This is a genomic window from Helicobacter acinonychis (genome assembly GCF_900461455.1).
Classification (GTDB): domain Bacteria; phylum Campylobacterota; class Campylobacteria; order Campylobacterales; family Helicobacteraceae; genus Helicobacter; species Helicobacter acinonychis.
The window spans coordinates 98,429-119,523 of record NZ_UGIA01000001.1 but is presented as its reverse complement, the minus strand read 5'-3'; the positions used below and the strand labels follow the sequence as shown (position 1 = coordinate 119,523).

Here is a 21,095-nt window from a genome sequence, read left to right as displayed (position 1 = left end):
TTTGTAAAGACGCCACTCAAAGCCCCTTTTTAGAGCTTATTTTGATCCCATCATAATCAAATTCTCAAAAAATTTATCAAGAGAAGAAATTCAAAATGAGAGTTTAGAAGCGCTAACCTCTCACTTTCAAAGCTTCTAAAGCGTGTTTTTTGCCAATTTCAAAGGCTTTTTTGTTTGTTTCAGCGACTTTTGCAGGGACTTTTTTAAGCATGGTGTCTAGCACGATATTTTCTTCTACGCATTTAGTGAGCTCCACGGTGATCGCTAACGCTACGACAGATTGCGTGATAATGTTACCCACCTCATCTTTAGCGATGCTAATAATGGGGATTTTATAAAGTTGGTATTTTTCCTCATCTTCTTTGGTGGGGGTCACCAAATTGGAATCAACAACAACGATACCGCCTTTTTTAATATCGCCTTTAAATTGGTTATAACTTGTTTGAGCGACTGAAAGCATGAAATCAATCTCGCCCTCTTTAGCATAAGGGAAAATAATCTCATCTCTATCCAACAAAATATCCACTTTAGTGGGCCCGCCACGCACTTGCGAAGTGTAAGTGGAAGTCTTAGTGCCATAGCCCCCACTCACAATTTTCGCTTCAGCTAAAATTTCCCCTGCTAACAACACGCCTTGCCCTCCAACACCCGTAAATCGTAATTGCACTTCCATTATTGTTTTCCTTGTGCTTTTCCAATGATTTCTTGATACGCTTCGCAATATTCTTTCCTGTCCGTGTCATGCTTTAAAATGCCGGTAGGGAATTTATCCACCCTTTCTTCAGGGCTCATGGCTTCAAATTGGCGTTTACTCACTAACCGGCTTTCAATCCATTTGAGCATTTGAGACGCTTCGCCCATTTTATTCTTACGCCCTAAATTGATATGGCAATTACTATGGATATCAAAAAAGCTAAAGCCTTTGTGTAAAAAGCCTTCTTTAAGCACTCTTTCTAATTTTTGAGGGTCTAAAACGCTCTCTCTAGCCACAAAACTCGCCCCAGCAGCCGTGGTTAAAGCGCATGGATCAAATTGGTTATCAATATTGCCCCATTGAGCCGTAACCGTCCACATGCCATTAGGCGTAGTGGGTGAAGTTTGAGAGTTGGTCAAACCATAAATAAAATTATTCACTAAAATAAAATTCAAATCAATGTTTCTTCTGCATGCATGCATGGTGTGATTACCCCCAATAGCAAAGCCATCGCCATCGCCAGAAACCACGATCACATGCTTACTTGGGTTAGCTAATTTAATCCCTGTCGCATACGCTACGGCTCTGCCATGCGTGGTATGAACGGTGTTGCAATTCACATACGAGCTCATGCGCCCACTGCAACCAATCCCACTCACCAAGCACACATCATCCATTTTCCAACCTAACGCATCAATCGTGCGGATAATGGATTTCAAAATCACGCCATCGCCACAGCCCCAACACCACAAAGTGGGTATTTTATCCACACGCAAATATTCATCATAATTAAACGCCATTTTAAAGCTCCTTCAACTTTGCGATGATTTGTTTGGGCGAAATCGTGCGCCCATTGGCTTGCCCAAAGAAATGCACCTTTCTTTGCATAGCCCTTTCAATTTCTTCTAAATACTGCCCTTTATTCAATTCAATCACAAGGATTTTTTCGTATTTATCCCCTATTTCTTTCAAGCGTTTAGCTGGGCTTGGCCATAAGGTTTTGGGTCTGAAAAATCCGATCTTTTGCTTGCTTTCTTTGTTGTAATCTCTCAAAGCTTCTTTAACCGCTAACGAAACCGAACCATAAGCGATAATAACAATTTCAGCACCTTCCAAATCCATTTCTTCATTTTCATTGATAATGTCTTGCTTGGATTCAATCTTATTGAACAACCTGTCAATCAAATCCCCACCAATTTTGGCGTCTTCAGTAGGAAAGCCAATAGGTCCATGGTGTAAGCCTGAAACATGGTAGCGATACCCCTTAAAAAACGGGTTTAAAACAGCCGGTTCATCTTGTGCAACCCCATAAGGCTTGTAGTCTTTTTTATCGCCCATAAATTCCTTACGATTAATGGTCATTTTTTGCACTTCTTCTAAATCTGGGATTTGCACCTTGCCATACATATGCCCCACGGTTTCATCCATGAGTAAAAACACAGGAGTCATGAGCATTTCAGCCAAATTAAACGCACGAACGGTCTCTGTGTAAGCTTCCTCTAAATTCGCAGGGGAAAGTGCAACGGCTTTAAAATCCCCATGTATAGGGTGTCTTAAGAAATTCACATCGCCTTGAGCCACACGAGTGGGCATCCCAGTTGATGGGCCTGAACGCATCACATCAGCGATCACTAAAGGGATTTCTGCCATGAAAGAATAGCCGATTTGCTCCACTTTTAAGGAAATACCAGGACCAGAGCTCGCTGTCATAGACTTAGTCCCACTCATGCTCGCCCCTAAAGACACGCTAATCCCACCGATTTCATCTTCCATTTGGATAAAATGGCCACCGCATTTTGGCAAAGCTACGCTCATTGCATGCATAATATCCGAACTTGGCGTGATAGGATAGCCCCCAAAAAACCGACACCCCACTTCAATAGCCGCTTTAGCGACCAATTCATTCCCATCAGAAATAATCTCACGCATCACTTGCCTCTCCCTTCTAAAATAGTCTCTTCTAAGAGCATGTATTTGTTGGCTTTGACTTTTTCGCTTCTTTCTTGAGCGTCTTTAGAAACTTTAGCGAATTTAAAATCCTTCCTGTCAGCCACATAAATTGCAAAATCTGGGCAGTGCAATTCGCATTGCGTGCAACCAATACAACTCTCTGGGTAAGCCACTTTGGCGACTTTTCCAAGCACCCTTTCTTTTTCAATCCCCATGCCAAGAACTCCAGCTGGACATACAGATACGCAAATATCACAACCCTTGCACCTATCTTCATTCACCCAAACAGCGATCCCATCTGGAGCGTTCATTTTAGCCATTCATTCTCCTTTGTGCTAAAAGTCTGCATTTTAAACCCTAGCAACCAAAATTCGCCTAAAATTGTAGCAAGCCTTATTTAATAAATTCTAAAATGTTTCAATAGTAGGAACTTAAAATTAAAATGAGAAAATATTAAACACTTTTTAATCATTTTAGAAGAAAAAACGCCCCATTAACCCTAATCATAAAAATGGTTACTAGAAATATTAATATTTTTCAAATGTTCCCTATAAGTTGTGCTAAAGGCATGTTTTTTATTGGGCATTTTCACAAAATACAAAAAGTTGGTTTCTTTAGGGAAAATCACAGCCTTAATCGCTTCTATACTCACGCTCCCTACAGGGTTTTTAGGCAAGCCCTTAAACCTATAAGTGTTGTAGGGGGTGCTATCGTTTTTAATGCGATCTTTAGTTACTTTGATATGTGAAAACTCTTGGTAATTCAAAGCCCCATCCATTTGCAAAAGCATGCCTTTTTTTAGGCGGTTAAAAATCACGCTCGCAATCAAGGGCATTTCTTCAATATTGGCGGCTTCTTTTTGCACAATAGAAGCGAGAATGATCTTTTCAAACCACTCTTCTTTATGGTAGTATCCAAGCCATTGTTTGCTTAAAGCTTCGTGTTTTTTCATAGATTGACCGATCAAAGCTTGCATGATTTTAAACGCATTCTCTCCTAAAGGCAAATGATAAGTGTCTGGTAGTATCACTCCATCTTCTATCACAGAGCCGTTTAATCGGGGTGCGATGCTTTCATAAGCTTGATTAAGATCGCTTGCTTCTAGTTGGTAAGTCTCGCTCAAAATTTGCGTGAAAAAATAGCGGGTTTCTCCAGGGATTAAAGTCACGCTTCTATGAGCTGCTTTTCCCTTAATCAAACGGACTAAAAAATCCCCTTTCCTTAAAGCCCCATCGCCCATGTCAATATAACCTTTTTTAGGCATGCCCATTAGGCGTAAAAAAAGCCAATCCAAAGCGTTAATATCCACTCCCTGCTCTTTTAGAGAGAAAAACACTTTTTTGAGCGAACCTTGCGGGACAACCACCACTTTGTTAGAATAAATTGGTATACTTAAATAAAAAAGAACGCCGATGAATAAAAGAAAACACATATCTAAAAAAGTATTTAATGTCATTATTTTTTTTGTGGCAGTATTCACTCTTTTAGTCGTCATTCACAAGACCCTTTCAAACGGCGTGCATATACAAAATTTAAAAATCGGAAAGTTTAGTGTTTCTGGATTATACTTAAAACTTAATAACAAACTTTCTTTAGAAATTGAACGAGTCGATCTCTCTTCTTTATTCCATAAAGATCCCAATAAAAAGCATTTGGAAGTTTCTGATTTGGTTAAAGATATCCGTTATGGCATTTGGGCGGTATCTTATTTTGAAAAATTTAAAGTTAAAGAAATCATTTTAGACGATAACAACAAAGCCAATATCTTGTTTGATGGGAGTAAATACGAGTTAGAATTTCCAGAAATCAAGGGGGATTTTTCCCTAGAAAATGACAAAAACATCAAGCTTAAAATCATCAATTTGCTCTTTAAAAAGATTAAAGTCCAAGTGGATGGCAGTGCACACTATTCGCCCAAAGCGAGAAAAATGGCGTTTGATCTCATTGTCAAGCCCTTGAATGAACCTAGCGCTACGATATATTTAAAAGGGCTAACCGATTTAAAAACCATAGAATTGAGAGCGAACACTTCTCAAATAAAAAGCCTAGCGTTTTTAAAGCCCCTTTTCCAACAACAATCGCAACAAAATTTAAAAACATGGATTTTTGACAAGATCCAATTTTCTAGCTTTAAGATTGATAACGCCTCAATCAAAGCCAATTTCACTCCTAATAAATTCCTCCCATCGCTTTTAGAAAATTCTGTCATCCAGGCCACTTTGATCCACCCTTCTGTGGTTTTTAACGATAATTTATCGCCCATTAAAATGGATAAAACCAAACTAGTCCTTAAAGACAACCAGCTTCTCATACAACCCCAAAAAACCGCTTATGAAAACTTGGATCTAACCGGCACCTACGCCGCTTTTTCCTACCTCTTGCAAGCCCCTAAATTAGAGCTTTTTATCAAAACAATCCCTAGTTATTATGGCGATAGCATCAAAAATTTATTGAGCGCTTATAAAATCACTCTGCCTTTAGATAAAGTCAGTGCACCGGCTAGCACGGATTTGAAACTCACTTTGCAATTTTTAAAAAACACCTCCCCATTATTTAGCGTTCAAGGTAATGTCAATTTGCAAGAAGGCACCCTCTCGCTCTATAATATCCCCCTTTATACGCAAAGCGCTCAAATCAACCTGAACATCGCCCAAGAATACCAATACATTTACATAGACACAACCCACACGCGCTATGAAAACATGCTGGATCTAGACGCTAAAATCGCTTTGGATTTGGGTCAAAAAAACCTTTCTTTGGATTCTCAAGTCCATAAAATCCAAGTCAATACCAATAACAATATCAACATGCGATCTTATGATCCCAACGGCACTAAAGAGGATCCGCAAACGAACTTTGCATTGGATTTGAAAAGCTTGAGCGCGATCATTCAAGCGGGGGAAAATTCAGAGGTTTTTAGGAAAAAAATCACCGATACCATTAAAGCTCAAAGCGAAGACAAATTCAGCAAGGATGTTTTTTACGCTACCGGAGATACTCTTAAAAGCCTGTCGTTGAGTTTTGATTTTTCCAACCCAGATCACATGCAATGGAGCGTGCCGCAACTCTTATTAGAGGGCGAATTTAAAGATAACGCCTATGTTTTTAAAATCAAAGATTTGAAAAAAATCAAACCCTATTCCCCCATTATGGACTATATCGCTTTAAAAGACGGCTCTTTGGAAGTTTCTACAAGCGATTTTTCAAACATTGATTTTTTCGCTAAAGATTTGAAAATCAATCTCCCTATTTATCGTAGCGATGGATCGCATTTTAATTCTTTTTCTTTATTTGGCTCTATCAATAAAGATGAAATCCTAATCTACACCCCAAATAAAAGCGTCTCAATTAAGATTAAGGGGGATCAAAAAGATATTACCCTTAACAATTTAGATTTGAGCGTGGATGAATTCTTGGATAGCAAAATACCCGCCATTGCAGAATTGTTTTCCAAAAAACAAAAAGAAAAGCCCACCCCTAAAGAAATCCATGATGAAGATATTTTCATTAGCGCCAAACAACGCTATGAAAAAGCCCATAAAATCATCCCCATAGCGACCAATATCCATGCTAAAGACATGGTGCTCATTTATAAAAGAAAGCCTATTCCTTTAGAAAATCTTGACATCGTCGCTCAAGATAATAGAGTGAAAATTGATGGCAATTATAAAAACGGCATGATTTTGGCGGATTTAGTGCATGGGGCTTTGTATTTTAAGGCCTATAATTTTAGTGGGGATTATATCAACACCATCCTTCAAAAAGATTTTGTGGAAGGGGGCTTATACACGCTTATTGGGTCGTTTGAAAACCAGGTTTTCAATGGCGAATTGAAATTCCAAAACACAAGCTTGAAAAATCTCGCTCTCATGCAAAACATAGTCAATCTCATCAACACCATTCCCTCTCTCATTGTCTTTAGAAACCCTTATCTAGGGGCTAATGGCTATCAAATCAAAACCGGATCTGTCGTTTTTGGGATCACTAAAAAGTATTTAGGGTTAGAAAAAATTGATCTTATCGGTAAAACGCTTGATGTTGTGGGCAATGGGATCATTGAATTGGATACAGACAAATTGGATTTGAATTTGGAAATTTCTACCATCAAAGCTTTGAGTAGCGTTTTGAGTAAAATCCCTATCGTGGGCTATCTCATTTTAGGGAAAGAAGGCAAGGTGACCACTAATGTGAATGTCAAAGGCACGCTTGATAACCCTAAAACCAAAGTGACTTTAGCGGCAGATATTATCCAAGCACCTTTTAAAATCTTGCGCCGCATTTTCACGCCCATTGATATTATCGTGGATGAAGTCAAAAAAAATATTGAATCAAAAAGGAACTTAAAATGACGCTCAATGAAGCCATTAAAGACAAAGTTTATGAAATTGTAGAAATCACCAACTGCGATGAAGCCCTTAAAAAACGCTTCCTCTCTTTTGGTATCCACGAAGGGGTGCAATGCACTCTTTTGCATTCTTCTATGAAAAAAGCCACGCTTTCGGTTAAAATCAACCGCATTCAAGTGGCTTTAAGAACCCATGAAGCACAATACCTTATCATCAAGGAAAGCGTTTAAAATGAGTGTGAAACGCACTAAAATGCACCAAAAAGCCCAGCAAATTAAAGAATTGCTCTTAAAACATTCCCCCAACCAAACCACAGAATTGCACCATAAAAACCCTTATGAATTATTAGTGGCTACTATTTTAAGCGCTCAATGCACGGACGCTAGAGTGAATATAGTGACGCCTAAATTATTTGAAAAATACCCAAGCGTGAATGATTTAGCGCTCGCTTCTTTAGAAGAGGTTAAAGAAATCATCAAATCCGTTTCTTATTTCAACAACAAAAGCAAGCATTTAATCAACATGGCGCAAAAAGTAGTGAGGGATTTTAACGGCGTTATCCCTTCTACACAAAAAGAGTTGATGGGTTTGGATGGCGTGGGACAAAAAACCGCTAATGTGGTGCTTTCAGTGTGCTTTGATGCGAATTGTCTAGCCGTAGATACCCATGTGTTTCGTGCAACGCACCGATTAGGCTTAAGCGACGCTAAAACACCCATCAAAACCGAAGAGGAATTGAGCGAGCTTTTTAAAGACGATTTATCCAAACTCCACCACGCCTTAATTTTATTTGGTCGTTATACTTGCAAAGCCAAAAACCCCTTATGCGATGCGTGTTTTTTAACAGCATTTTGCATCTCTAAAGCTCGCTTTAAGGCGTAATGGCTTTATTTTATAAAAATTATAGTAAAATCATACTTTAAAGCCAAAGTCAAACCATTCTAAAAGAGTAAAATTTAATGCTAGAAACAGAAGCTAACCAGTTAAAAATAGCCGAAAAAGAGAAAGAAAAAGCCAACAAAGAAAGGGAATTGGAGCTTTCCACTTATTTAGAAGAACTTATCTGCGATTATAAAAATCTTTTAGACATGGAGATTATTTTTAGTGCGGAGCTTGGCTCTACGCAGATCCCTTTATTGCAAATTTTGCGTTTTGAAAAAGGCTCTGTGATTGATTTGCAAAAACCGGCCGGAGAGAGCGTGGATACTTTTGTGAACGGACGGGTTATTGGTAAGGGTGAGGTGATGGTTTTTGAAAGGAATTTAGCCATTCGTTTGAATGAAATCCTTGATTCTAACGCCATTGTGTATTATCTCGCTAAAAACTCATGAGAGCGTTGTTTTTATTGTTGAGCGTTGTTTTGTTGCTGGCTGAAGAAACCATTTCTTTGGAGATTAAAACGCCCACCGATGACGCCCCCATCAAGCTTACGCATTGGCAAAATATTTTAAAAGAAGTCCAACCTGATGAAAATACCAAAACGCCCCCCATCAAAGCCGTCCAAACCACGCTCACTTTTGAAACGCCTTTCAAAAAAACGCCAAAAATCATGGAAGTTGAAGGCCAAAAAGTGATCGTTTTAAAAAACACCCGATTAGACTCTAAAAAAACAATGGATTTTAAAGAAGCCTCTTTAAATGCATTGGAAATGTTTTCCTACCAAAACGATGTTTATCTCCTGTCTAAAAAAGCCAAAATGGATTTAGAAATCCAAGCTTCAAACAGCAAGGATAAAAAACAGATCCGCTTTCTTTTTTTACCCAAAGGTTTTCATTTAGCCCCACCGCCTAGCCCTAAAGAAAAACCTCAACAAACTAGCCTTGCACCAAAAAATATTGACGATCAATCCCAAAGCCCTTTGAGCGCTTTAGGGTTAAAATCCCCACTAGATTTAAGCCATGCTTACAAAGTGTTGGCGGTTATTGTTATTTTGCTTCTTATTTTGTATATAATCAAAAAAAAATTTGTTTCTACACAAGGGTCTTTTTTAAAAAAGGATTTTAAGCTAAATGTTAGTGTTTTGAGCCGTATTGATGCACGCCATAAAATCGTTTCCATAGAAACTCATAAGGAACATTACTTGGTTTTATTGAGCGATAAATACGGCTTGCTTCTAGATAAAATAAGCCTGCAAGCGTCTAAAGAAGACCTGATTAAAGAAGCTGAAGACAATGTAAAGAATTCAAAATTAGGAAATTTATATGCCAGAAACTTCTAAAACACAAACCCAATTGGGGCGTAATTTTGAACCCATTGATCATTCGGATAGGAATTTTTTCTTTTCTCTCATCCTATCCATATTGTTGCACTTGTTGGTTTATTTCTTATATGAGCATAGAGAGTCTTTATTCCCCTCAAAACCCAAGCTCGTTAAAGTGGATCCTAAAAATTTATTGATTTTAAAAAGAGGCCATTCGCAAGATCCTAGTAAAAACAACCCAGGCGCTCCCAAACCCACGCTGGCTGGCCCTAAACAACCCCCAACGCCTCCCACACCCCCTACCCCACCAAAACCTATAGAAAAGCCTAAACCCAAGCCCAAACCCAAACCCAAGCCAAAACCTAAAAAACCGGACCACAAACACAAAGCGCTCAAAAAAGTGGAAGAGAAAAAAATAGTAGAAAAGAAAGTGGAAGAGAAAAAGGTTGAAGAAAAGAAACCGGTGCAAAAAGAATTTGACCCCAATCAGCTTTCTTTCTTGCCTAAAGAAGTCACGCCTCCAACCCCTCCAAGGACAGAGAATAATAAGGGCTTGGACAATCAAACTAAAAGGGATATTGATGAATTGTATGGCGAAGAATTTGGGGATCTAGGCACAGCTGAAAAAGATTTCATTAGGAATAATTTAAGGGATATTGGGCGCATCACGCAAAAATATTTAGAATACCCTCAAGTAGCCGCTTATTTAGGGCAAGACGGAACCAATGCGGTGGAATTTTACTTGCACCCCAATGGCGATATTACCGATCTTAAAATCATTATTGGCTCTGAATACAAGATGCTTGATGACAACACCTTAAAGACCATTCAAATCGCCTATAAAGATTATCCACGCCCCAAAACTAAGACTTTAATCCGCATTAGAGTGCGTTATTATTTAGGGAGCAATTAAGAAAACGCCATGGAAATCACGCTTTTTGACCCCATAGACGCCCATTTGCATGTGCGAGAGGGCGTGCTTTTAAAAGCGGTATTGAAATATTCTAGCGAGCCTTTTAGCGCTGCAGTGATCATGCCTAATCTCAGTAAGCCCTTGATTGATACTCAAATCACCCTTGAATATGAAGGAGAAATTTTAAAAAATTCTTCAAACTTCAAACCTTTAATGAGTTTGTATTTTAATGATGGTTTGACTTTAGAAGAATTGCAACACGCTAAACACCAAGGCATTAAGTTTTTAAAGCTCTACCCTAAAGGCATGACCACAAACGCGCAAAACGGCACTTCGGATTTATTGGGCGAAAAGACTTTAGAAATTTTAGAAGACGCCCAAAAATTAGGCTTTATTTTATGCATCCACGCAGAACAAGCTGGGTTTTGTTTGGATAAAGAATTTTTATGCCACAGCGTTTTAGAAACTTTTGCCCATTCATTCCCCAAACTCAAAATCATTATAGAGCATTTGAGCGATTGGCGCAGTATCGCTTTAATTGAAAAACATGACAACCTCTATGCAACTTTAACCTTACACCACATAAGCATGACCTTAGATGATTTACTAGGGGGGAGTTTGAATCCGCATTGTTTTTGCAAGCCTTTAATCAAAACCCAAAAAGACCAAGAAAGGCTTTTATCCCTTGCTTTAAAAGCCCACCCTAAAATCTCTTTTGGCTCTGATAGCGCCCCACATGTTATCTCTAAAAAACACAGCGCTAACATTCCAGCAGGCATCTTTTCTGCACCTATTTTGTTGCCTGCATTGTGCGAACTTTTTGAAAAACACAACGCTTTAGAGAATTTGCAAGCCTTCATCAGCGATAACGCTAAAAAAATCTACACGCTAGACAATTTGCCGAGTAAAAAAGTGCGTTTGTCTAAAAAACCCTTTATAGTCCCTACACACACGCTTTGTTTGAATGAAAAAATTGCTATCTTAAGAGAGGGCGAAACGCTATCTTGGAACATTCAAGAAATCGCCTAAAAAATACCGCCTTTTTTGTGGGGCTTTTTGTCGTTTTATTTTTAATTGTAATGACGCGCCAAACCCCCCCCTACGCTTTCACGCACAATCAAGCCCTTTTAACTGAAAACCCCCCCTATTTTACTCAACTTATTATCCCTAAACCCCATGACGCTTTAAGCGTGCATGCAAGCACTCTCATTAGCCTATCTAATAACAATCTCTTGAGCGCTTATTTTAGCGGCACTAAAGAAGGGGCAAGGGATGTGAAAATCAGCGCCAATCTTTTTGATGGCAAGACCAATCGTTGGAGCGAAGCTTTCACTCTTTTAACCAAAGAAGAACTTTCCAAAAACGCGCATGAATATATCAAAAAATTGGGTAACCCCTTGCTTTTCTTGCATAACGATAAAATTTTGTTGTTTGTCGTAGGGGTGAGCATGGGTGGGTGGGCGACTTCTAAAATCTATCAATTTGAAAGCGCTTTAGAGCCGATTGATTTCAAATTTGTGCAAAAACTCTCTTTAAGCCCTTTTTTAAATTTGAGCCATTTAGTAAGGACTAAACCCTTAAACACCACTGATGGTGGTTTTGTGTTGCCACTCTATCACGAATTAGCCACGCAATACCCTTTGTTATTGAAATTTGACAAACACCATAACCCTAGAGAGCTTTTAAGGCCAAACGCTTTAAACCACCAGCTCCAACCAAGCCTAACCCCCTTTAAAGACTGCGCTATCATGACGTTTAGAAACCATTTTTTTAAAGATTATCTCATGCTAGAAACTTGCAAACACCCCACCACTTGGCAAAAACCCATGCCCACGAATTTGAAAAATTTGAACGACGCTTTGAATTTACTCAATTTGAATGGATCGTTATATTTAATCCATAACCCTAGCGATTTATTCTTACGGCGTAAAGAACTCCTACTTTCTAAATTAGAAAATGCAAACTCGTTTCAAACCTTAAAAATTTTGGATAAAGCCAATGAGGTGAGTTACCCAAGCTCTAGCCTTAATTCTCATTTCATAGATATTGTCTATACTTATAACCGCTCTAATATCAAACACATCCGTTTCAATATGGCTTATTTAAATTCCCTTCCCAAGTAATTGTTATGGTTCTATCTTCTTACACGCTGAGTTTTGTATGGCTTTTTTTAATTTTCTTTTTTTTCAAAAATAAGGCGTTAAGTTTAAGGCTTTCACTCTCTTTTATAAGCGTAATTTTAAGCAATATCGCTTTTAAAAATTCTCTGTCGTTCAATGCGTTTTTAAGCAGTTTTACAGCCCCCTTAAGCCCCTTTAGTTGCCTTTTAATCCTTGCGTATGCGGGCTTTTCTTGCAATTTACTCAAAAAGCCCCCTTTAGAAACCTTGCAATCTTATAGCGTCATGCTATTTTTTAATTTGTTACTCCTTATAGACATTTTAGGGTTCTTGCCTTTTTCCATTTACCACCATTTCATGGCTTCTCTTATTTTTAGTGCACTTTTTTGCAGCAGTTTGTTTTTGAGTAGCCCTTCACTAGGCGTCATCGCTTTAATGGCTTTAACCAGTTCGCTTTTTGTCCGCTCTAATTTTCAAATCTTGGATTCTTTATTGGATTTCCCTTTGCTTCTTTTTGTCTTTTTTAAGACTTTATATCTTGTTCAAAAAAGGTTACATTAACGCTTATGAAACCCTTATCTAGCGCCCTTTTTTCGCTCTTTTTAAAAGGTTTTTATTTCACCTTTTTTATGAGTTTGTTGTTTGTATTCAATCGTATCGGCTTTATTCTCTATACAGGCTATTATAAGCATGCTTTAAAAAACCCTGTTTTTGATGAAATCATTAAAACCCTACTCAATGGGGCAAGATACGACAATCGTGTGGTTTCAAGCCTAGCGATTCTTTTTATCATCATCGGATTATTGGGGTTACTGATCCCTAAACACCAAACTAAAATGCTCAATGCGGTAGCTTATTTTTCTATCGCAATAATTCTATTTTTAAATATTGCTAACATCGTTTATTATGGCATTTATGGGAATGTGTTTGATGAGAATTTATTGGAATTTTTGCATGAAGACACGCTCACGATTTTAAAAATGAGTGGGGAATACCCTATCCTTTCTAGTTTTTCACTCTTTGTGATTTTTAGCGTTTTAACTTCTTTTATTTATCTCAAACTCCAAGACACCCTTTTTAAGCAAAAAAATATCTATCCAACCACCAAACCCCTTAAAACTTTCATTTTATTCATTCTTTTTTCGCTCACGCAAATGTTTTACATTAACGCGCAATTGAGCTTTGTGGGTGCGTCTTTAGATCTCAGTATAGAGCCAGCCAAAGATCCTTTTTTGATGAAAATCACCCCCGGAGCGTTTCGCAGTCTTTATCTTTTGGTGCGTAATTACAGACAAAGCCATAACCTTAAATTCAGCGATTTTTCTAAAGAAACGCCTTTAGAAGTAGCGAAAAATTATTTCCATCTTAAAGAGAACCCCTCAAACAACCTCTATAATTTGCTTTCTCAAACAAGCTACAACGATTCTAATCAAACCATTAAACATGTTTTTTATATCGTTTCAGAGTCCTTAAGCTCATGGCATTTTGATCAAAAATTTGATTCTATAGGGCTAACGAGCGCTTTACAAAACTTGGTTAAAAAAGAACATGCCTACATGCTCTCTTCTTTTATTGAAAGCGCTCCACGAACCGTAAAAAGCCTAGATGTCCAAATCACAGGCTTACCTTACATTAACGATAATAACTTGATCAATTCTGGAGTGATCCTCCCTAGCTTCCCTATGGCTATCGGCAATATCATGAAAACTCTGGGTTATAGAAACAATTTTTATTATGGTGGTAGCGGTATTTGGAATAAACTGGATAGTTTCACCAAAAAACAAGGTTTTCATGCCCTCTATTTCAATAACCACCTTTTAGAATTTGCCAAAAACAAGCCCTACCCTAAACCCATAGAGAGCAACTGGGGAGTGCATGATAATATTTTATTTGACTATATTTTAGAAAACACCAACCCTAATGAAAAAACTTTCAGCATGGTGATGACTTTAAGCAATCATGCAATCAAAAATGTGAATCTCAAAGCCTTTGGCGTGCCTTTAGAAAAAATCCAGAATTTTGTAGAAAAGACCCCAAAATCACAAAATTTACCGGACGCTAATTCTTTAGGGCATATTTACTGGTATGACAAAGTGGTAGTCAATTTCATCAAAAAAGCTAGCCAAAAATTCCCTAGCTCGCTTTTTATCATCACAGGGGATCACTTTGACAGGAGCTATGAATACGCTAAAAACGATTTGTATATTACTAAATCCGTGCCGCTCATTGTGTTCGCCCCCACTCTAAAACCTAAAATAATCAGTCAAGTCGGCTCGCATTTAGACATCGCCCCTAGCATCATTGAATTGGTCGCCCCTAAAGGTTTTCCCTTTGTGAGTTTTGGAAAGCCTTTATTTTCTAATAACGCAACAAACCCCCCAAGCCACCCTAATTATGCACTAGGTTATGAAGCGATCGCTACTAAAGATTATTTTTATAACCCAAGCGTGGGGTTAAGGTATTTGAATGAAAATCATAAAGATCAAAATGACAAACAAAATGACAAAATAGAGGCTTCTAAGTTTTACCAGCAATTAGAATCCTTAAAAGCGCTCAGTTATTACTTGCTCTATCATGGGGCTAATCTCAGTCAATAAATCTTTTAACTCGTTGTTAGACTTTGTTTTATGGTTTCAGATTTCATTTTGTTGTAAAACTTATTTTTTAAGTCAAACTCATCCCCTTAAGGGGATAGGGGATATTTTGAAATAATTCCCCCTACAACCCCCTTAAGAAATCCCCTAACCCAAGAAGACCGCTTTTTTAATTGATCGTTTTAAACAAGAGCTTTTTACCTTAAACGCATAATTTTTGCTACAATAAGATGATTTTAATGATACAAAGGAACAAATGGGCATGCCAAATAAGGGCGTTGTTTTATTAGATGGGCAAGCGCTAGCTTATAACATAGAAGAAGATTTGAAGTATAAAATCCAAGCAATAAATACACAAACGCACAAACGCCCCAAACTAGCCGTGATTTTAGTGGGGAAAGACCCTGCGAGTATCACTTATGTCAACATGAAGATCAAAGCATGCAAAAGAGTGGGCATGGACTTTGACTTAAAAACCCTTCAAGAAAATATTACTGAAGCTCAATTATTGTCCTTGATTAAAGATTATAATAACAATCAAAATATTTCAGGCGTTTTAGTCCAGCTCCCCCTACCCAGGCACATTGATTCTAAAATGATTTCAGAAGCCATTGACCCCAATAAAGATGTAGATGGTTTCCACCCCCTTAATATCGGTAAACTCTGCACTCAAAAAGAATCGTTTCTGCCAGCCACCCCTATGGGCGTGATGCGTCTTTTAGAGCATTATCATATTGGAATCAAGGGTAAGGATGTGGCGATTATTGGGGCGAGCAATATCATTGGTAAACCCTTGAGCATGCTCATGTTAAACGCTGGGGCTAGCGTTAGCGTCTGCCATATTTTAACTAAAGACATTAATTTTTACACTCAAAACGCTGATATTGTTTGCGTGGGCGTAGGTAAGCCTGATTTGATTAAAGCAAGCATGTTGAAAAAAGGGGCGGTAGTCGTGGATATTGGGATTAATCATTTGAATGATGGGCGTATTGTAGGCGATGTGGATTTCACAAACGCCCAAAAAGTCGCTAGCTTTATCACCCCTGTGCCTAAAGGGGTGGGTCCTATGACGATTGTCTCGCTTTTAGAAAACACTCTAATCGCTTTTGAAAAACAACAAAGGAAGGGATTTTAAATGAAATTTTTACGCTCTTTTTATGCATTTTGTTCCAGCTGGGTAGGGACGATCATTATTGTGCTGTTGGTTATCTTTTTTATCGCGCAAGCCTTTATCATTCCCTCTCGATCTATGGTAGGCACGCTCTATGAGGGCGATATGCTTTTTGTTAAAAAGTTTTCTTATGGCATACCCATTCCTAAAATCCCATGGATTGAGCTTCCCATTATGCCTGATTTTAAAAATAATGGGCATTTGATAGAAGGATCTCGCCCTAAACGAGGTGAAGTGGTGGTGTTTATCCCCCCCCATGAAAAAAAGTCTTACTATGTCAAGAGAAATTTTGCCGTTGGAGGCGATGAGGTGCTATTCACTAATGAGGGGTTTTACTTGCACCCTTTTGAGAGCGATACGGATAAAAATTACATTTCTAAACATTACCCTAACGCCATGACGAAAGAATTTATGGGTAAGATTTTTGTCTTAAACCCTTATAAAAATAAGCATCCAGGTATCCATTACCAAAAAGATAATGAAACTTTCCATTTAATGGAGCAGTTAGCCACTCAAGGTGCAGAGGCTAGTATCAGCATGCAACTCATTCAAATAGAGGGCGAAAAGGTGTTTTATAAAAAAATCAATAACGATGAATTTTTTATGATAGGCGATAATAGGGATAATTCTAGCGACTCGCGCTTTTGGGGGAGTGTGGCTTATAAAAATATCGTGGGTTCGCCTTGGTTTGTTTATTTTAGCCTGAATTTAAAAAATAGCCTGGAAGTGGATGCAGAAAATAACCCCAAAAAACGCTATCTGGTGCGTTGGGAGCGCATGTTTAAAAGCGTTGAAGACTTAGAAAAAATCATTAAAAAAGAAAACGCAACGCGTTAAGGTTTTTTGTGCAATTTTTTGATTTCTCTTTAGAAAGTGTTATCACAACCTCAATGAAGATCCTAGCCCTTTTAATCGCTATCATAGGGCATGAGATCATGCATGGCTTGAGCGCGTTTTTATTTGGGGATAGGAGTGCAAAAGATGCTCATCGTTTGAGTTTAAACCCTATCAGGCATTTGGACATGATGGGTTCGGTGCTTTTACCCGCTTTATTACTCATTTTTCAAGCCCCCTTTTTGTTTGGGTGGGCCAAGCCCGTGCCTGTGGATATGCGCTATATTGTCTCTCAAAAAGGCTCTTTAGCATGCGTAATGGTGAGTTTAGCCGGAGTAATCTATAATTTCACTCTAGCCGTTCTACTCGCTTTCATCACGCATTTGAGCTTTCAAAAACTAGGGATCAGTGCGTTAAGTATTAATGAATTGAATCTTTATCAACTAGCCTTAGTGACCTTTCTTGTTCAAGGCATTCTCTATAACCTTGTCTTAGGCGTGTTTAATAGCCTCCCTATTCCGCCCTTAGACGGCTCAAAAGCACTCGGCTTTTTGGCGTTGCATTTTAAAAGCGTGTTTTTATTGGAATGGTTTTCTAAAATGGAACGCTATGGTATGTTGGTTGTGTTTGTCTTTTTGTTTATCCCCCCTTTATCGGAGTTTTTTATCCATGCACCCACAAGATTTTTATTTTCCTTACTCCTTTCTTAATCTTTTATCAAGGAGAGCTTATGAATAAGCCTTTGAATATTGCTCAAGTTTTCATAGGAAGCGATCATGCAGGGTTGCATCTTGCAGAGTTTGTCCAACATTTTTTAGAAGATAAGCAATTTAAGATTCAAGCTTTTTTACCCACTGCTAGAGTGGATTACCCTGATTATGCGAAACTAGTGTGCCAAAAAGTCCTAGAAAATGCACAAAGCTATGGTATTTTAGTGTGCGCCACAGGGATAGGCATGAGCATGGGTGCTAATCGTTTTAAGGGGATTAGAGCCGCTTTATGCCTTGATGCCTACATGGCTAAAATGACTCGCTTGCACAATAACGCTAATGTCTTGTGCTTGGGCGAAAAGATTAGCGGCATCGGCGTAGTGGAAAGCATTTTGGAAGCGTTTTTCTCTACTGAATTTGAACAAGACCGCCATGTGTTGCGTATCCAAAAGCTAGACGAATCGCTGAAATCATCAACCTAAATGTAGTATAATTATATCGTTTCGTTAAAAAGGATATGTAAAAACATGTTTATGGAATGGTTTATTATCACTATCGCTGTTGTTTTTATCCTTTATATGGGTGTGCGCACTTTCTTTTTTAAAACCGTCGCCAAACGGCAAGAGCGCACCAACGCATCCATGAAGCTCACCTTACAAGAAGCTGAAATTTTAATCCAAAAACACCAGTTGCAACTCCAAAGAGCTTTAGGCAATATTGATATCCTCACCCAAGAAATGAGCTCGTTAAAAACAGAATTGAAAGCCCTTAAACAAAGGAACTCCGAATACAAAGGCGAATCAGATAAATACAAAACCCGCATTAAAGAATTGGAGCAAAAAATAGAAGCTCTTCTCTAAAACGCTTTAATCAATCACATTAAAGGATATAACAATGAATGAAACGCTCAAACAAGAACTTTTACAAAACATCAGAGAAGTGAAAGATTACCCCAAAAAAGGGATTTTGTTTAAAGATATTACTACGCTACTCAACTACCCCAAACTTTTTAACAAACTCATTGACGCACTCAAAAAACGCTATACCCCTCTCAATGTGGATTTTATCGTGGGTATTGAAGCTAGAGGGTTTATTTTAGGATCCGCTTTGGCTTATGCACTTGGAGTGGGTTTTGTGCCTGTAAGAAAAAAGGGCAAACTCCCCGCACACACCCTGTCTCAAAGCTACAGCCTAGAATATGGGAACGACAGTATAGAAATCCACTCTGACGCTTTTAGGGGGGTTAAGGGGGTAAAAGTGGTGTTAATTGATGATTTATTAGCCACTGGAGGCACGGCTTTAGCGAGCCTTGAACTTATCAAAGCCTTACAGGCCGAATGCATAGAAGCATGCTTTTTGATAGGTTTAAAAGAATTACTGGGCATCCAACTTTTAGAAGAACAAGTGAAAACTTTTTGTTTGTTAGAGTGCTAAAAGGGTGAGTTTTGGAAGAATACATCATTGAGTTATGGAATCAGCATGCGGCGACTTGGGGGTATCTCATCTTATTTGGGTGGAGCATTTTAGAAGGCGAGATTGGGCTCATTTTGGCAGGGATTGCCAGCTATACCGGTCATATGCATTTAGGATTAGCTATTTTAGTCGCAGGGATTGGGGGTTTTATAGGGGATCAAATCTATTTTTACATCGGTCGCACCAATAAAGTTTACATCCAAAAAAAGCTAGAAAAACAACGCCGAAAACTAGCCCTAGCCCATTTACTATTACAAAAACACGGTTGGTTTATCATTTTCATCCAACGCTACATGTATGGCATGCGCACTATCATCCCTATCAGTATAGGTTTAACGCGTTATAGCGCTTTAAAATTCGCCATTATCAACCTTATCAGTGCAATGGTTTGGGCAAGCATTACTATTATTTTGGCGTGGTGCTTGGGAGAAGAATTATTGCATGCGTTGGGTTGGCTTAAAAGACACCCTTATGTGCTAATATTACTATTAGTATCTTTCTTGGGGTTAGTGCTGTGGTATTTCCAATACTATAGTAAGAAAAGCCACTAGATTTCAATACAATTCTTGGAATATTATGGAATTGAAAAAAGGAGACTTTATGTTAAAAATCAAATTAGAAAAAAGCGCTTTTGAAAACGCAAAAGCAGAATGCAGTCTGGTCTTTATTGTCAATAAGGATTTCAATCATGCTTGGGTCAAAAATAAAAAGTTGCTAGAAACCTTTAGATACGAAGGCGAAGACTCATTTTTAGACCAAGAAAATAAAATCCTGTATGTGGGCGTTAAAGAAGATAATGTGCATTTGTTAAGAGAGAGTGCATGTTCAGCCATTCGCACCCTTAAAAAACTCGCTTTTAAAAGCGTTAAAGTGGGGGTTTATACTTGTCATACGCACTCCAAAGATAACGCGCTTTTAGAAAACTTGAAAGCGCTGTTTTTGGGCTTGAAATTAGGCATGTATGAATACGACACCTTTAAATCCAACAAAAAAGAAAGCGTTTTAAAAGAAGCGATTATCGCTTTAGAGTTGCACAAACCCTGCGAAGAAACTTGTGCGAATTCTTTAGAAAAGAGTGCTAAAGAAGCCCTAAAATACGCTGATGTCATGACAGAAAGCTTGAATATCACTAAAGACCTAGTCAATACCCCCCCTATGATTGGCACCCCAATTTATATGGCTGAAGTAGCACAAAAAGTGGCTAAAGAAGGCAATCTAGAAATCCATGTCTATGATGAAAAATTTTTAGAAGAAAAGAAAATGAACGCCTTTTTAGCCGTCAATAAAGCCTCTCTCGGTGTCAATCCCCCCCGTTTGATCCACCTAATCTATAAACCTAAAAAAGCGAAGAAAAAAATCGCTTTAGTGGGTAAGGGCTTGACTTATGATTGCGGAGGTTTGAGTTTGAAGCCGGCCGATTACATGGTTACCATGAAAGCGGATAAAGGCGGTGGCTCTGCGGTGATTGGGCTTTTAAACGCACTTTCTAATCTAGGCGTAGAAGCTGAAGTGCATGGTATTATTGGTGCTACAGAAAACATGATAGGTCCAGCCGCTTACAAGCCTGATGATATTTTAATCTCTAAAGAAGGCAAAAGCATAGAAGTTCGTAATACTGATGCTGAAGGGCGTTTGGTCTTGGCGGATTGTTTGAGTTACGCTCAAGATTTAAACCCTGATGTGATCGTGGATTTTGCTACACTCACTGGGGCATGCGTTGTGGGATTAGGCGAATTCACTTCAGCGATCATGGGGCATAATGAAGAGTTAAAAAACCTCTTTGAAACTTCAGGGCTAGAGTCCGGTGAATTATTGGCCAAACTCCCCTTTAACCGCCATTTAAAGAAATTGATTGAATCTAAAATCGCTGATGTGTGCAATGTTTCTGCTTCACGCTATGGCGGTGCGATCACAGCGGGCTTGTTTTTGAATGAATTTATTAGAGATGAATTTAAAGACAAATGGTTGCACATTGACATTGCAGGTCCTGCTTATGTGGAAAAAGAATGGGATGTGAATAGTTTTGGAGCGAGTGGGGCCGGTGTGAGAGCATGCACAGCTTTTGTGGAAGAGCTTTTGAAAAAGGCTTGA

At 38.5% G+C, this 21,095-nt stretch carries 23 protein-coding genes; 18 read left to right on the top strand and 5 right to left on the bottom strand.

Features of this window, described 5'->3' with window-relative positions; genetic code table 11:
• Positions 1–112 precede the first annotated feature (112 nt).
• The 5 genes from DYI00_RS00550 to mltG form a co-directional block, all read right to left on the bottom strand.
• On the bottom strand, positions 113–673 hold the full coding sequence (locus DYI00_RS00550) for a 2-oxoglutarate:acceptor oxidoreductase subunit OorC (RefSeq protein WP_011578238.1): 561 nt from the start codon (positions 671–673) through the stop codon (positions 113–115).
• Complete coding sequence (locus DYI00_RS00545; protein WP_011578239.1) at positions 673–1,494, bottom strand: 2-oxoglutarate ferredoxin oxidoreductase subunit beta; 822 nt, start codon at positions 1,492–1,494, stop codon at positions 673–675. The genes DYI00_RS00550 and DYI00_RS00545 overlap by 1 nt, the downstream gene beginning before the upstream one ends.
• A gap of 1 nt (position 1,495) precedes the next feature.
• Positions 1,496–2,623: a 2-oxoglutarate synthase subunit alpha gene (locus tag DYI00_RS00540; RefSeq protein ID WP_011578240.1), complete on the bottom strand. Its 1,128-nt coding sequence runs from the start codon at positions 2,621–2,623 to the stop codon at positions 1,496–1,498.
• Positions 2,623–2,964: a 4Fe-4S dicluster domain-containing protein gene (locus tag DYI00_RS00535; RefSeq protein WP_011578241.1), complete on the bottom strand. Its 342-nt coding sequence runs from the start codon at positions 2,962–2,964 to the stop codon at positions 2,623–2,625. Before DYI00_RS00535 ends, DYI00_RS00540 begins: the two co-directional genes overlap by 1 nt.
• A gap of 179 nt (positions 2,965–3,143) precedes the next feature.
• On the bottom strand, positions 3,144–4,139 hold the full coding sequence (gene mltG, locus DYI00_RS00530; RefSeq protein WP_011578242.1) for an endolytic transglycosylase MltG: 996 nt from the start codon (positions 4,137–4,139) through the stop codon (positions 3,144–3,146).
• Here mltG and DYI00_RS00525 point away from each other — a divergent pair.
• From DYI00_RS00525 to DYI00_RS00440, 18 genes are all read left to right on the top strand, one after another.
• Positions 4,057–6,993 (top strand): DUF3971 domain-containing protein, encoded by a 2,937-nt coding sequence (locus DYI00_RS00525; RefSeq protein WP_011578243.1) that lies wholly within the window; start codon positions 4,057–4,059, stop codon positions 6,991–6,993. The genes mltG and DYI00_RS00525 overlap by 83 nt on opposite strands.
• The gene (locus DYI00_RS00520) at positions 6,990–7,220 is read left to right on the top strand and encodes a FeoA family protein (protein WP_011578244.1); all 231 of its coding nucleotides are present in this window, start codon (positions 6,990–6,992) and stop codon (positions 7,218–7,220) included. Before DYI00_RS00525 ends, DYI00_RS00520 begins: the two co-directional genes overlap by 4 nt.
• A gap of 1 nt (position 7,221) precedes the next feature.
• Positions 7,222–7,872 (top strand): endonuclease III, encoded by a 651-nt coding sequence (nth, locus tag DYI00_RS00515; RefSeq protein WP_011578245.1) that lies wholly within the window; start codon positions 7,222–7,224, stop codon positions 7,870–7,872.
• A gap of 77 nt (positions 7,873–7,949) precedes the next feature.
• Positions 7,950–8,321, top strand: a complete 372-nt coding sequence (gene fliN, locus DYI00_RS00510) for a flagellar motor switch protein FliN (protein WP_011578246.1) — start codon at positions 7,950–7,952, stop codon at positions 8,319–8,321.
• The gene (locus DYI00_RS00505) at positions 8,318–9,208 is read left to right on the top strand and encodes a hypothetical protein (protein WP_011578247.1); all 891 of its coding nucleotides are present in this window, start codon (positions 8,318–8,320) and stop codon (positions 9,206–9,208) included. The genes fliN and DYI00_RS00505 overlap by 4 nt, the downstream gene beginning before the upstream one ends.
• Positions 9,192–10,103: an energy transducer TonB gene (locus tag DYI00_RS00500; RefSeq protein WP_041600226.1), complete on the top strand. Its 912-nt coding sequence runs from the start codon at positions 9,192–9,194 to the stop codon at positions 10,101–10,103. Before DYI00_RS00505 ends, DYI00_RS00500 begins: the two co-directional genes overlap by 17 nt.
• Positions 10,104–10,112: 9 nt before the next feature.
• A complete protein-coding gene (gene pyrC, locus DYI00_RS00495; RefSeq protein WP_011578249.1) occupies positions 10,113–11,132 on the top strand; it encodes a dihydroorotase in 1,020 nt (339 codons plus the stop codon).
• On the top strand, positions 11,108–12,226 hold the full coding sequence (locus DYI00_RS00490) for a 3-deoxy-d-manno-octulosonic acid hydrolase subunit 2 (protein ID WP_041600227.1): 1,119 nt from the start codon (positions 11,108–11,110) through the stop codon (positions 12,224–12,226). Before pyrC ends, DYI00_RS00490 begins: the two co-directional genes overlap by 25 nt.
• A gap of 5 nt (positions 12,227–12,231) precedes the next feature.
• A complete protein-coding gene (locus DYI00_RS00485) occupies positions 12,232–12,783 on the top strand; it encodes a 3-deoxy-d-manno-octulosonic acid hydrolase subunit 1 (RefSeq protein WP_011578251.1) in 552 nt (183 codons plus the stop codon).
• Between the two features lie 5 nt (positions 12,784–12,788).
• Positions 12,789–14,819, top strand: coding sequence for an LTA synthase family protein (locus DYI00_RS00480; protein WP_011578252.1), 2,031 nt, complete (start codon positions 12,789–12,791; stop codon positions 14,817–14,819).
• Positions 14,820–15,078: 259 nt separating this feature from the next.
• Positions 15,079–15,951 carry a bifunctional methylenetetrahydrofolate dehydrogenase/methenyltetrahydrofolate cyclohydrolase FolD gene (gene folD / locus DYI00_RS00475; RefSeq protein WP_172460797.1) on the top strand — a complete coding sequence of 291 codons (873 nt, stop codon included), beginning with the start codon at positions 15,079–15,081 and terminating at the stop codon, positions 15,949–15,951.
• Positions 15,952–16,824, top strand: coding sequence for a signal peptidase I (gene lepB / locus DYI00_RS00470; RefSeq protein WP_104709200.1), 873 nt, complete (start codon positions 15,952–15,954; stop codon positions 16,822–16,824).
• 8 nt (positions 16,825–16,832) lie between these two features.
• Positions 16,833–17,531 carry a site-2 protease family protein gene (locus DYI00_RS00465; protein ID WP_011578255.1) on the top strand — a complete coding sequence of 233 codons (699 nt, stop codon included), beginning with the start codon at positions 16,833–16,835 and terminating at the stop codon, positions 17,529–17,531.
• A 20-nt stretch (positions 17,532–17,551) separates the two neighbouring features.
• The gene (gene rpiB / locus DYI00_RS00460) at positions 17,552–18,013 is read left to right on the top strand and encodes a ribose 5-phosphate isomerase B (protein ID WP_011578256.1); all 462 of its coding nucleotides are present in this window, start codon (positions 17,552–17,554) and stop codon (positions 18,011–18,013) included.
• Between the two features lie 45 nt (positions 18,014–18,058).
• Positions 18,059–18,391 (top strand): membrane protein, encoded by a 333-nt coding sequence (locus tag DYI00_RS00455; protein ID WP_011578257.1) that lies wholly within the window; start codon positions 18,059–18,061, stop codon positions 18,389–18,391.
• 34 nt (positions 18,392–18,425) lie between these two features.
• Complete coding sequence (gene apt / locus DYI00_RS00450) at positions 18,426–18,965, top strand: adenine phosphoribosyltransferase (protein ID WP_011578258.1); 540 nt, start codon at positions 18,426–18,428, stop codon at positions 18,963–18,965.
• Positions 18,966–18,976: 11 nt separating this feature from the next.
• On the top strand, positions 18,977–19,555 hold the full coding sequence (locus DYI00_RS00445; protein WP_011578259.1) for a DedA family protein: 579 nt from the start codon (positions 18,977–18,979) through the stop codon (positions 19,553–19,555).
• 49 nt (positions 19,556–19,604) lie between these two features.
• Positions 19,605–21,095 (top strand): leucyl aminopeptidase, encoded by a 1,491-nt coding sequence (locus tag DYI00_RS00440; RefSeq protein ID WP_104687669.1) that lies wholly within the window; start codon positions 19,605–19,607, stop codon positions 21,093–21,095.